The organism is Herbaspirillum seropedicae (assembly GCF_001040945.1).
Taxonomy (GTDB): domain Bacteria; phylum Pseudomonadota; class Gammaproteobacteria; order Burkholderiales; family Burkholderiaceae_D; genus Herbaspirillum; species Herbaspirillum seropedicae.
The window spans coordinates 2,968,501-2,980,949 of record NZ_CP011930.1; the positions used below are offsets into that span (position 1 = coordinate 2,968,501).

The 12,449-nt window shown below is 64.7% G+C and carries 11 protein-coding genes; 3 read left to right on the top strand and 8 right to left on the bottom strand.

What is annotated here, in order from left to right; genetic code table 11:
• Positions 1–4: 4 nt before the first annotated feature.
• Positions 5–613 carry a dTMP kinase gene (tmk, locus tag ACP92_RS12985; RefSeq protein WP_013234575.1) on the bottom strand — a complete coding sequence of 203 codons (609 nt, stop codon included), beginning with the start codon at positions 611–613 and terminating at the stop codon, positions 5–7.
• A 47-nt stretch (positions 614–660) separates the two neighbouring features.
• Positions 661–1,641: an endolytic transglycosylase MltG gene (gene mltG, locus ACP92_RS12990; protein WP_013234576.1), complete on the bottom strand. Its 981-nt coding sequence runs from the start codon at positions 1,639–1,641 to the stop codon at positions 661–663.
• Positions 1,642–1,784: 143 nt separating this feature from the next.
• Here mltG and ygfZ point away from each other — a divergent pair, with 143 nt between their 5' ends.
• From ygfZ to ACP92_RS13005, 3 genes are read left to right on the top strand one after another with little or no spacing between them, the layout of a single operon-like run.
• Positions 1,785–2,867 (top strand): CAF17-like 4Fe-4S cluster assembly/insertion protein YgfZ, encoded by a 1,083-nt coding sequence (gene ygfZ, locus ACP92_RS12995; RefSeq protein WP_013234577.1) that lies wholly within the window; start codon positions 1,785–1,787, stop codon positions 2,865–2,867.
• Positions 2,868–2,921: 54 nt separating this feature from the next.
• A complete protein-coding gene (locus ACP92_RS13000; RefSeq protein WP_013234578.1) occupies positions 2,922–3,221 on the top strand; it encodes a DUF4936 family protein in 300 nt (99 codons plus the stop codon).
• Positions 3,212–4,042, top strand: coding sequence for an NRDE family protein (locus tag ACP92_RS13005; protein WP_013234579.1), 831 nt, complete (start codon positions 3,212–3,214; stop codon positions 4,040–4,042). The genes ACP92_RS13000 and ACP92_RS13005 overlap by 10 nt, the downstream gene beginning before the upstream one ends.
• Positions 4,043–4,296: 254 nt before the next feature.
• On the opposite strand, the gene ACP92_RS13010 is transcribed toward ACP92_RS13005, so the two are convergent.
• The 6 genes from ACP92_RS13010 to ACP92_RS13035 all read right to left on the bottom strand — a co-directional run bounded on the left by ACP92_RS13010 (position 4,297) and on the right by ACP92_RS13035 (position 12,098).
• Positions 4,297–5,178: a glycerophosphodiester phosphodiesterase family protein gene (locus ACP92_RS13010; protein ID WP_041310799.1), complete on the bottom strand. Its 882-nt coding sequence runs from the start codon at positions 5,176–5,178 to the stop codon at positions 4,297–4,299.
• Positions 5,179–5,310: 132 nt separating this feature from the next.
• Positions 5,311–7,401, bottom strand: coding sequence for a phosphocholine-specific phospholipase C (locus ACP92_RS13015; RefSeq protein ID WP_013234581.1), 2,091 nt, complete (start codon positions 7,399–7,401; stop codon positions 5,311–5,313).
• A 32-nt stretch (positions 7,402–7,433) separates the two neighbouring features.
• Positions 7,434–8,150, bottom strand: a complete 717-nt coding sequence (locus ACP92_RS13020) for an energy transducer TonB (RefSeq protein WP_013234582.1) — start codon at positions 8,148–8,150, stop codon at positions 7,434–7,436.
• 7 nt (positions 8,151–8,157) lie between these two features.
• A complete protein-coding gene (locus ACP92_RS13025) occupies positions 8,158–8,556 on the bottom strand; it encodes an ExbD/TolR family protein (protein WP_013234583.1) in 399 nt (132 codons plus the stop codon).
• Positions 8,553–9,278, bottom strand: a complete 726-nt coding sequence (locus tag ACP92_RS13030; protein ID WP_013234584.1) for a MotA/TolQ/ExbB proton channel family protein — start codon at positions 9,276–9,278, stop codon at positions 8,553–8,555. Before ACP92_RS13030 ends, ACP92_RS13025 begins: the two co-directional genes overlap by 4 nt.
• Before the next feature lie 75 nt (positions 9,279–9,353).
• Complete coding sequence (locus tag ACP92_RS13035) at positions 9,354–12,098, bottom strand: TonB-dependent receptor (RefSeq protein WP_232284839.1); 2,745 nt, start codon at positions 12,096–12,098, stop codon at positions 9,354–9,356.
• Between the last annotated feature and the right edge of the window lie 351 nt (positions 12,099–12,449).

A 12,449-nucleotide genomic window follows, 5' to 3' on the forward strand; every position in this document is an offset into this window, starting at 1 on the left:
TCCCTTACAGCGCGGCCACGATGGCGCGCAGGTCTTCCTGGATCACGGCGATGGGACGCGTGGAATCGATCAGGCGGAAACGATGCGGGAACTGCGCAGCGCGGCGCAGGTATTCGGCGCGGGTGTTGGCGAAGAAATCGGCTTTCTCCTGCTCGAACTTGTCCAGCGTGCGCTCGGCATCCAGGCGCGCGCGCGCCACTTCCAGCGGGACATCGAAGAGCAGCGTCAGGTCCGGCTGCAGATGCGGATGGACCCATTGCTCCAGGCGATCCAGCTTGTCCAGCGCCAGCTTGCGTCCCCCGCCCTGGTAGGCGAAGGTAGCATCGGTGAAACGGTCCGAGATGACCCAGTCACCGCGCGCCAGCGCCGGCTCGATCACCTGCGCCAGATGCTCGCGGCGCGAGGCGAACATCAGCAGGGCCTCGGTTTCCAGGTGCATCTTGTGATGCAGGACCAGCTCGCGCAGGCGTTCGCCCAGCTCGGTGCCGCCGGGTTCACGGGTGGCGACCACGGTCAGGCCGCGATCGCGCAGCAGCTGCGTGACGAAAGGAATATGGGTCGACTTGCCGGCGCCGTCGATGCCTTCGAAGGTGATGAATTTGCCTGATGCCATGAAGGAATCGCTACTCAGTGAAAACGGTAAAGGAACAAGGACAGACCTCAGCGCTGATAGCGGTTGACGGCCTGATTGTGCTCGTTGAGGTTGCTGGAGAAATGGCTGGTGCCATCGCCACGCGCCACGAAGTATAAGGCTTCCGTCTTGTCCGGGTTCAAGGCCGCCGCCAGCGAGGCCGCCCCCGGCAAGGCGATGGGCGTGGGCGGCAGGCCGGCGCGGGTGTAGGTGTTGTAGGGCGTGTCGGTGAGCAGGTCGACCTTGCGGATCTTGCCCTGGTAACGCTCGCCCATGCCATAGATCACCGTGGGATCGGTCTGCAGCAGCATGCCGGTGCGCAGGCGATTGACGAAGACACCCGCGACCATGCCGCGCTCGGACTTCTGGCCGGTTTCCTTCTCCACGATGGAGGCCATGATCAGCGCCTCGTAAGGCGTGCGGTACGGCAGCGACAGGTCACGCCGGGTCCAGGCTTCGTTCAACTTCTTGCTCATCAGCGCAAAGGCCTGCTTGTAGACCTGCATGTCGCTGGCGCCCTTGGCGAAGAGATAGGTATCGGGGAAGAACAACCCTTCCGGATAGGTATATTCATTGGTCAGCTTGGCCAGGATCTGCTGGTCGGTCCAGGTGGCGGTATCGTGCTTGAGCGCGGGCTGCTCGGCGATGGCTTTACGCATCTGCTTGAAGGTCCAGCCCTCGATGACGGTCAGCGCTTCCTGGGCAAACTCGCCGCGCACCAGTTGCTGCAGCAGGCGCTGCGGCGTGTAGCCGGGCTTGATCTCGTAGCTGCCGGCCTTGATGCGGGCGCCTTCGCCCGACAGGCGCGCATACAGGGCAAACAGGTCGGGGTTGACCGGCACGCCGGCCGCGGCAATCTGCTGGGCGGCGCCGTTCACACCGGCGCCCGGCGTGATGGTAAAGGCGATGACCTGCCCGCTGGGGTCCACGATGGGCTGCTTGGACCAATAGACGCCGGCTCCCGCCACCAGGGCGGCCAGCACCAGCAATGTCACAAATAACTTCTTCATACCAGAGGCGAAATCCTTGTTGCTCCGACGCGTTTTTTCGGAGATCACTATAATCGAGGCATCAATGATAATCGCTGGCACGACAGTTGCCTAATTTGCCGGACAGACCGACCTGGCAAGATGTAATCCGTAAAAGATTTCCTATGACCGAAATGACTTCATCGCCCTCTGCCTGGCGCGACTTCCTGGCGCAACAAGGCGCCCAGTTCGAGGCCGACAGTGCCGAACCTGTGGATCATGCCGACGTGATCGGCTTCGCCCCCACGGCTGCGGCGCCGCAAAGCCTGGAAAGCTTCATGGCGCCGCTGACCTCGCTGGGGCTCATCGCCGTCACTGGCGAGGACGCCGCCAGCTTCCTGCACGGCCAACTCACCAATGATGTGCAGCATCTGGACACCGGCTCGGCGCGCCTGGCCGGTTATTGCTCGCCCAAGGGGCGCTTGCTGGCCACCTTCCTGATGTGGCGCGACGATCAGGCCAGCTGGCTGCAGCTGCCGCGCAGCCTGCAGCCGGCGATCCAGAAGCGTCTGCAGATGTTCGTCATGCGCGCCAAGGCCAAACTGGCTGACGCCAGCACCGAGCGCGGCGTGCTGGGCCTGGCGGGCCCGGCCACCGCCAATGCACTGGCCGAGTGGTTCCCGGTATTGCCGGCGGCCCCCTATGACAAGATCGACAACAGCCACGGCACCCTGATCCGCCTGGCCGACGCCGCCGGCAGCCCGCGCTACCAGTGGATCGCCGCCATCGACACCCTCACCGCCGCCTGGCCCAGGCTGGCCCAGCATCTCACGCCGACGGCCAGCCTGGCCTGGCGTCTGTCGGAAATCCGCGCGGGTGTGCCGGGCATCGTCGCCGCCACCCAGGAGCAGTTCGTGCCGCAGATGATCAATTTCGAATTGATCGGCGGCGTCAATTTCAAGAAGGGCTGCTACCCCGGCCAGGAAATCGTGGCGCGCAGCCAGTATCTGGGCAAGCTCAAGCGTCGCACCATGCTGGCCACCATCGACAGCGCCGCCGCCCGTGCCGGCCAGGAAGTCTTCGCCGCCGCCGATCCCGGCCAGCCCTGCGGCATGGTGGTCAATGCCGAAGCGCTCGATGACGGCCACGCCCTGGCCCTGGTGGAAATGAAGCTGGCAGCCGCCGAGGACGCCGTCCACCTGGGCGCGGCCGATGGCCCTGCGCTGCACTTCCATGCCCTGCCCTATGAGCTGGCCGATCCGCAATAAGCGGCGCGCCCTCTAGCAACCACCGCAGCCACCCGCAGCCATAGGGACGCATCCATGGATCTCTACATTTATTACCGGGTCGGGACCGCACAGGCGATCAGCCTGTTCGGCAAGATCAAGGGGGTGCAGGCGATGCTGCAGGCGCGCCTGGGCATCGCCGGCGCGCTCAAGCGTCGCCCCGGCGAACAGGACGGCCTGCAGACCTGGATGGAAATCTACCCCGACATTCCGCCCGCGCAAGCCGATGCGTTCAGCCGGACCCTGGCGCAGGCCCTGGCGGACTGCGGCGCCGCCGACCTCATCAGCGGCGAGCGCCACGTCGAACAGTTCGAGGATGTAGCGCCATGTGCCTGATCATCTTCGCCTGGAAAGTCATCCCCGGCATGCCCCTGATCATGGCGGCCAACCGGGACGAGTTCTATGCCCGCCCGGCCGTCGATGCCGGCTGGTGGAAAGACCATCCGCACATCTACGCCGGACGCGACCTGCAAGGTGGCGGCACCTGGCTGGGCGTGACGCGGGACGGGCGCTTTGCGGCGCTGACCAATGTGCGTGCGCCCTCGGAACGCCGAACGGACGCGCCCACCCGTGGCCAGCTGGTCGCCGACTACCTGGCCGGCAACCTCGATCCCCAGGCCTATCTGCGCCAGATCGAAGCGCAGGCGCAGCAGTACAACGGCTTCAACCTGTTGCTGGGCAATCGCGACACCATGCTGTGGTATTCCAACCGCGGCCAGCAGGACCCGCGCAATGGCCAGCCGCTGGACTATGGCGTCTATGGCGTCTCCAACGCCTTGCTGGACACGCCCTGGCCCAAGCTCACCCGCGCCAAGGCGCAGTTCGCCAGCCTGCTGTGCCAGGGAGCGCCGGAAGAAACCTTCTTCGAGATGTTGACCGACGCCACCCGCGCCAACGACTGCCGCCTGCCCGACACCGGGATCGGGCTGGAAAAGGAAAGGATGCTCTCCCCCATCTTCATCCGCTCGCCCGACTATGGCACCCGCTGCTCGTCGGTCGTGCGCGTGCCCATCGTGGGCGAGCCGGTGCTGACCGAGCATGTGGTGGATCCTATGGCGATGCAATATTCTGCCGAGCCGGCCACCGACAAGGCCTGCCGGATACCCTGCAAGCCCAGGCTGCAGGAAGCTTCACCCGAGGCCGGGCAGGAAGGCTGAGAGCCCCGCCGCGCCTGATCTGGGCGGTTCAGTTGTTTCCAGCGTGAAATAACCAAACCGTATATCTGATATTTGGAAGATAAATTGGCCTGATTTGATGCGGAGCAGTAAAGTAACACCTGTCTCCTCCAATTTCCTCCTAAAGAATTGGATTCAAGCCCACACCGCAAGGTTGTGGGCTTTTTTTTCGCCCTTCCTATCCCTACGGCGCCGGCTGAGGGGTCTGCCCCTCTCAACCCTTGCCAGGCTCGCTCTCAGCGCAACTTCCGGCGCCTCAACCACGCCAGCAAGCGCTGCGGCTCATCGGTCTGGATGATGCTCACACCTTGCGCAATGAGCTGGCCCCACACCTGTTCCGGATCATCCACGGCCACCGTATCGAGGTACGGCCCGGCCAGGTCCATGGGGCGGCCGCTGTCGATGTCCAGCGCCATGGTATTGACCAGCATCCGCACCGGCCTGCCCGCCAGCGCCCGACCAGCCGCATCGACCACGCTCGGATCGCGGAAGATCAGTTGCAGCACCGTCGGCTCCTGCCGCGCCATGACCTGCAGCTGCGCGCTGCGCGATGACGCCCCCGTCTTTTCGTCGAAATACAACGTCTGCACCGCAATGCCCAGGGACCGCGCCCAGGCCACCTGCTGCGGGTCGACCCCAGGATTGATATTGAGCAGCACGTCGCGCGCGGTATCGGTCTCCAGGATGGCCGCGACCATCGCACCGATATCGGCATCCTTTACATCCAGATTGAGCACGATGCGGCCGCGCGCCACGGCCAGCGCCTGCTGCAGCGTCGGCACCCGGCGCGACGTCAGCGTCGCCCCCTGGCGGCCGCCGCGCGTGTACAGCCGCAGGTCCTGGATCTGCGCCAGCGTGAGCTCGGTCACCGCGCCGCGGCCGTTGGTGGTGCGGTCCACGGTCTGGTCATGCATCAGCACCAGCGCACCGTCTTGCGTGGTGCGCACGTCGATCTCGCCGATGTCGATGCCTTCGGCGATGCAGCGCCGGATGCCGTCCAGCGAATTTTCCGAGGTCTCGGTCCAGCAGCTACGGTGCGAAGACACCAGCACGGGGCCGGTGGGCGTGGTCAGCGCCGATTGGCGCCAGGTGAGGGAATCGGCGTGAGCTGGGTCCATGAGCAGGCAAAAGTTACAAGTGGCGAGAAGGGAGAGAATGGCGAAAAAGCGGCCAAGAGAAGGCATGAGATCGTCCTGGTAGATGAAGGAGGAAAGACACGGGCTGCACTCCCGCAGCCCGCGCAGCAAGGTCTAGCTGACAAAGAAGGAGGGACGCCCCGTTTCCACATGGCCCGCCAGCCGGCGCGCAAAAGCGGGCCGGTCTTCGGCCTGGACCAGCAGGTCGTACCAGTGGTGACTGCTGGCCAACGGCCAGCGTTCTGTGGCCGACTGCCCCGGTGCGAGCGTCACGGTGCGCGTGGCCTGGCCATGCGCCTGATCGCGCAGCACCAGGTGCAGCGCCTGCCGGCCCGGATTGAGCAAGGCCAGCACCAGTTCGCCGCGTTCGCCGTCATGGCGCGCCTGCACCACCGGCTCCACGCCACCCCCACGCTCCAGGCTGCCGCGCAGCTCGCGCAGGAAACCATTGGGGCCATACACCTTGAGGTCATAGCCGCCGACAGGCCCCACGCCGCGCCATTGCGCCGTGAGCGACTTGCCGGGTTGCACCGTGAAGGTCTGGTAACGCTCGCTCTCTTGCCGCGCATAGACCTGATAGACCACGCCAGCCTTGCCGGGATTGAGGAAATCGAGTTGCAGCGCGTCCTGATCCGGCACGACCCGGTCATCCACCGCCAGCACGTAGGGCAAGGCCCGCGCCGGCCGCATGCCGCGCTCCTGCTGCGGCATCGCCGGGCTGGACGGGGCGACTGGCGCCGGCAAACGGGCCTGCGCATCCGACAGGGCGCGGTAGGCCGAGGTGTCCGGCAACACCGGGCTGGCTGCATCGCGGCGGCTGAAGTCGAAGGCCGAGGTGAGGTCGCCGCACACCGCGCGCCGCCAAGGGCTGATGTTGGGTTCATGGACGTCGAAGACCTGCTCCAGGAAACGGATCACCGAGGTATGGTCGAACACCTCCGAACAGACATAGCCGCCCTTGGACCAGGGCGAGATCACCATCATCGGCACCCGCGCGCCCAGCCCGGCAGGCAGGTCATCGGCCGGATTGACGTAGTCGCCCTTGCGGTGGAATTCGGCGCTGGTCTCCACCGTCGACAAGCCCTGCCCGGCGTGCAGCGGCGGGGTGGGCGGCACGACGTGGTCGAAGAAACCATCGTTCTCGTCGTAGTTCACCAGCAGCACCGTGCTGCTCCAGAGCGCCGGATTGGCGGTGAGGATGTCGAGCACCTGGCTGATGTAGTGCGCGCCATAGCCCGGCGTGCGGTCGGGATGCTCGCAACTGAGCTTGGGCGGCATCAGCCAGGACACCTGCGGCAGCTTGCCACTGTTGACGTCGCGCGCCAGGTCGGCCAGCGTGAACTTGCTGCAGGCTTTCTGCCACAGGGGCGAATCGGGGGCCGCGTTCTGATACTGGGCGAAGAAATACTGCAGCACATTGAAGTCGCTGGGGTAGTCGCCGTGGTCCTTGTGCAGTTCCTCGGTCCCCTGGTAGACCTTCCACGAGACGCCATGCTGCTCCAGCCGCTCCGGATAGGTGGTCCAGCCGAAGCTGTCGGCGCCGCTGCGGCGTTCGCCCGGCACGCCCGAACAGCTGCCGGTGCGCGGCTGGAAGGTCATCGGGCCGCCTGCCCTGCCCTGCAAATCGATGCCGCCGCTCATCAGGTGGAAGCGGTTCGGATTGGTCGATCCCAGCACCGAGCAATGGTAGGCGTCGCAGAGGGTGAAGGCGTCGGCCAGGGCGTAATGGAAAGGCAAGTCCTCGCGGGTGAAGTAGGCCATGGTCACCGTATCCTTCTTGGCTTCGATCCACTTGTCATAGTCGCCCCGGTTCCAGGCGGCGTGCTGGTCCTTCCAGGCGTGCGGCAGGTTACCGCCGGCGCGGCCGGCGCTGGTGGTGGCCATCTCCATGCGGTACGGGAGCACCAGCCGCCCCTGCCCATCGCGCTGGTGAAACACCGGGCTGCCGTCGGGCAAGGGCCGCGGGATGGGATCGGCAAAGCCGCGCACGCCCCTCAGGCAGCCGAAATAGTGATCGAAGGAGCGGTTTTCCTGCATCAGGATGACCACATGCTTCACGTCCTTGATCGTGCCCGTGGGCGACGCGGGCGCTACTGCCAGCGCCTTGCGGATGCTGGCCGGCAAGGCCGTCAGCGCCAGCGCCGCGCTGCCCGTGCGGGCGGCGCTTTTGAGGAAATGGCGGCGGTCCTGGGATTTTCTTTTCATCGGCGAATCTCGCAATCCTGGTTGGCTCAATCTCAGTTCAGGCTGAAGCGCAGTTCGACCTCGCCCAGCACCGGCTCATCGGTGCGCGAGAACTTCCATTGCATCAGCGCCTTGGTCGCGGCCTGGTCGAACAGCTTGGCTGGCTGGGCGCGCACGATCTGTACGGCGCTGACCGAACCATCCTTCTCGATGCTCACGTGCGCCACCACCACGCCCTCGGTATTGCTGGCCAGCGCCTTGGGTGGATACTCCGGCTCGACCCGCCGCAGCGGTACAAGACCGCGCCGGACCTCGCCGGGCTGGGCCTTGGGGGCAGGCGCGGCAGCCACCGGCGGCGCGCTGGCGGCGGGAGCAGGCGGCGACGGCGGGCTCCGCACCACCGGCGCAGGGGCATCCTGGGCAGGGACGTTCGGGGCCGCCGTTACCGGCGTCGGCTTGGGTGTGGGCGAGGGTTTGGGCGGCGTGGGCTTCGGCGGCGGCTTGGGTGTCGGCGGCGTGGACGCTGGCGGCGCCGGCAAGGGCGGCGCCTCGGCGATGGTGACCAGCTTCATCACCTTGACCGGTTCCGGCGCCGGTGCAGGCGGCTGCGCCTTCGGCCAGGCCAGCAGCGCGATGGCGCACTCCACCGCCAGCGCCAGGCCGATGGCCAGCGGCCAGCGCAGTGCGCTACCCGCAGGAACGGCGGGCGGCGGCTCCGACCGGAAAGAAGACGATGGGCCAGACAGCGGCAAGGTCAGGGAATGACGCATATCGACCTCAATGCTTGGCGGCGATGCCGATGTCTTCGATGCCAGCAGCGCGCGCCACATCCATCACATGCAGCAGGTTTTCCAGCGACACCTCCTTGTCGCCGGCCACCAGCACTTCCAGCTTGGCCGTCTGGGCGCGCTCCTTCAACTGGGCTACCAGTGCATCATGCTCGAGCGGCTTGCCTTCGAAGAACATCGCACCGGTCTTGTCGACCACGATGGTGAGCGACTTGCTGGGCAGCGTGGCGGCGCTGGCCGCTTGCGGCACGTTGATCTTGAGCCCGCTGACGTCGATCATCTTGAGCATCGTCACCATGAAGAAGATCAGCAGGAACATCATGATGTCGATCATCGGGATGATCTCGATATGCGGCTCATCGGACTGCAGGTAGCGGGTGCGGCTCATGATGCGGCTCCTGCATAGGCCACGTCGGCGGTGCGCTTGGGCGCGGCCTTGCCCTGCCCGGCAGGATGCGCCTCGGCGTTGTGGCGCAGCACGATGGACTCTTCCAGCAGGCAGTGCTGCTTGATGAAGACCAGCTTGATCAGGTCCAGCTCCAGCAGGGCCAGGCGCACCCGCTTGGAGAAATAGCTGTTGGCCGCCACCCCGGCGATGGCCACCAGCAGGCCGCAACCCGTAGCCAGCAGGGAATGGCCGATGCCGTTGGTCACCGCTCCGCTGCTGCTGCCGGCGGTGCCCAGGACGTTGAAGGATTCGGTGATGCCGATGATGGTGCCCAACAGACCAATCAGCGGCCCCAGCGTGATGGCTGCGCCCAGCAGCCACAAGGCCCGGTCCAGTTCCGGCATGGTGCGCACGATGGCCTCGTCGATGTAGCGGTCCATGGCTTCGCCCGAGGCCAGTGCGCGCGACTCGACCGCCGCATGCAGGGTCGGCCCGAACACGGTTGCGCGGTAGCGCTGGGCGATGTCCTGCAGGGCGGCATCATTGCGATGATCAGCGCGCATGAGCGCCTGGTCGATCTGCTTGCCCGACGGCAGGCAGCGGGCAAAGAAGATGAAGCGCTCGACCGAGACGGCCAGCACCACCAGCAATAGCAGGGCCAGGATGGGAATGATGCCCATCGATTGGCGGCTCAGTTCCAGCAGTTGTTCAAGATTGGACATGGCAGTTCCTTACAGGGGAGGTACGAAGGGTGAGTCAAACAAAACAGGGGCGCATAAGGCGTCACAGGTCATAGGTCACAGGTCCTTGGGGCTGTAGTTCAGCCCCACCCAGATCATCCGGCCCATGGAGAAGGTGTCCTTGAGCAGGTCCTTGTTGGGACCGGTGACGCTGGTCACGGGCGAATTGGTCAGGTTGGCCACCTCGGCAAAGGCGCGCCATCCCTGGCCCAGGTCATAGCGCGCCTGCAGGTCGATCTGCTTGCGCGCCTGCCAGTAGACGTCGCGGCTGGCCAGGCTGGAATCGACCAGGCGCAGGCTGCGGCCGGTCCAGTTGTAGGCGGCCGAGACATCCAGCTTCTGGTAGTTGTAGAAGACGGTCAGGTTGCGGATCTGGTCCGGCTGGTTGACCAGGTTCTGGATGGTGCGGGTGCCGCCGTTACTGGCAGCGGCGTTCAGGCGTCCATCGAAGAAGCTCAGGTTGGCGCTGAAGCCCAGGCCTTGCAGGGCCGGGCTGATCCAGCCCAGCGAACCCTGCACGTAGCTCAGTTCCACCCCGTTGATGCGGGAGCTGGAGGCGTTGACCGGCTGGCTGATCGAGGCCGCGCGCGTGGCGCCGTTGTAGAACAGGCTGCCCTGGCTGGAGAGGGTATAGATCTCGTTCTTGATCTTCTTGTTGAACAGCGCGACCGACAGCAGGCTGGAACGCGGCAGGTACCACTCGGCAGAGGCGTCGAGGTTGGTCGATTCACGCGGCTTGATGTCCGGGTTGCCCTGGGTCACGGTGACCGAACCATCGGTGTTCTGGTTGATCGTGGTGTTGGGTGCATAGGCGTCGAAGTTGGGACGGCCAATGGTCTTGCTGGCGGCCAGCTTGAGCTTGACGTCGTCGGTGGCGCTGAAGATCAGAGAGGCCGCCGGCAACAGATACCTGTAGCTGGAATCCTTGGTCTGCGAGGCCCAGGTGGTGGCGCCATTGCTGACATTGCGCACATTGCCGGTGGTGGAGTGGTTGGTATTGTCCTGGCGCAGACCGAACAGCCCGCTCCATTGATCCGTGCGGTAGGACGCCATCGCGTAGAGCGCGGCGGTCTGTTCGCTATGCGAATAATTGCTTTGCAGGCTGTTGACGCTGTTGCCACTGCTGGCGGCGATCTGGCCCTGGTTGGCCGCGAACTGCTGCCAGGCCTGGCCGCCGTTGACCAGGATGAAGGGCAGGCCGCCGCTGTAGGGCATGATGGTGCTGGAGACCGACCCGTTGCCGGCCAGCGTCAGGCCGCCGGACGTCGGGTAATACTGGTTGTTGACGTAGTCATAGCTATGCTCAAGACGCCGGTAATCCACACCCACGCCCGCGCCCAGGCCGCGTGCATCCTGGTCCATGTTCCAGCGGTAATCCAGCTTCACGTCACCGACCTGGTCATCGATCTTGACCATTTCCTTGCGCCAGTAATAGGCCTGCCAGTTGTTCAGGTTGGTGAAGTTGGACGGATTGTTCAGCGCCACCGAAGGCTCGAAACCGGAAGTGTTGTAGCTCATGCCCAGCGCATTGGTGCCGCTGAGCACAGGCGCGGAACCGGCGCCGGGATAGGCAAAGTTGGCGAAGATGTACTTGGCCAGTTCGCGCGGCTCGCGATGCTTGGCTTGCGAGAAGGACGAGCGCAGAGACAGCACCTGGCTGTCGTCCAGCTTCCAGTCCAGTCCGCCCTGCAGCACCGAGGTGGTGCGCTTGATGGTCGAGGCGGCATAGCCGGCCTCGGCCTCGCCAAGCGCGAACTGTCCGCTGGTGGGCGTCTGGTTCTGGACCGGGTTGTTGCCGGTGCTGCGGCTGTCGTCGATGAAGGTCTCGTTGCGCAGGATGTGGGTGGAATCGCTGTTGTAGCCAAAGCCCACGAAACCGTTCAGATCCGGCGTGAAGCGCCCTTCCAGCTTGGCGTTGAAGCCGCTGGTCTCGCTGTTCTTCAGATGTTGCCAGTACTTGAACTGCTGCGGCACCGGGAAGCCATTGCCGGTATTGGGGCCGCCCGAAGAGGCCGGATTGGCGATGCTGCCGTTGGCGTTGTAGTAGTTGTAGAAGATGTTGTCGGTGGTCATGTGACCGATGGAGACCGTGTTTTCCTTCTCGAAGTTGGCCGAGATGACATAGCCGAAGCGCTGGTCCGGACCAAAGGTATTGCTGAAGGTCACATCCGATTTCTTGGCCAGCCCTTCCGCGCCCGAGGCCACCTTGCCGGTGCCGGCGGCATGGCCGACTGCACCGGTGGCGCTGAAGGTGGGCTTGCCGCCATTGTCGAAGGCGCTGCGGCTGACGATATTGACCGAGCCGCCCACGGCATTGGGGTCCATGTCGGGCGTCCAGGTCTTGAATACCTGGACTTCCTTGACCATCGAGGCCGGCAGCATGTTGGTGCGGGCGCTACGGGTGGTCTGGTCGACCGACGCCATGGGCGCGCCGTTGATGGTGACGTTGTTGTAGCTGCCATCCAGGCCGCGGATGGCGATGAACTGGGCCTTGTCACGTCCGTTCACGTTGTCCGGATTGAAGGTGACCGATACCCCAGCCACGCGCCGAACCACATCGGTCACCGTGGAATCGGGCAGGCGCTCCACCTGTTCCCGGGTCACGCTGTCCATGACACGGTCTTCCACCTGCTTGCCCGCCACCGCCGCACTGGTCTGGCTGCGCTTGCGCGTGACCACCACGCTGTCGAGGCGCTTGACGCTGCCCTCCTGCGTCGCACTGCCCGGCGTGGCCTCCCCCACCGGCGTCTCATCGGCGGCCTGCGCCAGCAGCGGCAGCACCGACAGGATCGCCAGGCTCATCAATGTCAGTGACAAACGTCGGTAATGCTGACTCCCACTACGGTAAGACATGGTATTTCCCCTGAAAACGAATCGTGGCAAGAAGGCAGGCGCAGCCGGACCGGCTATGGCGACCGGGTGCGAGGCCGGTTATCATGAATAGAACGTTCTAATTCCAGAAAGAAAAAAATGGCAGTCTTTACAAGAAGTCTCTGCCATTATTCTTTTTATGCAACTTTTCCTGCGTTGCTTTACATTAGAACGTTCTAATAGACTCGTATTTTCTCCAAGTTTTATGACCCCGTGATTACATCCAGCACCCCTGTCGCAAAAACATATTTGGCCGCGATCCGGTCCGGTGGCGCATAGCCT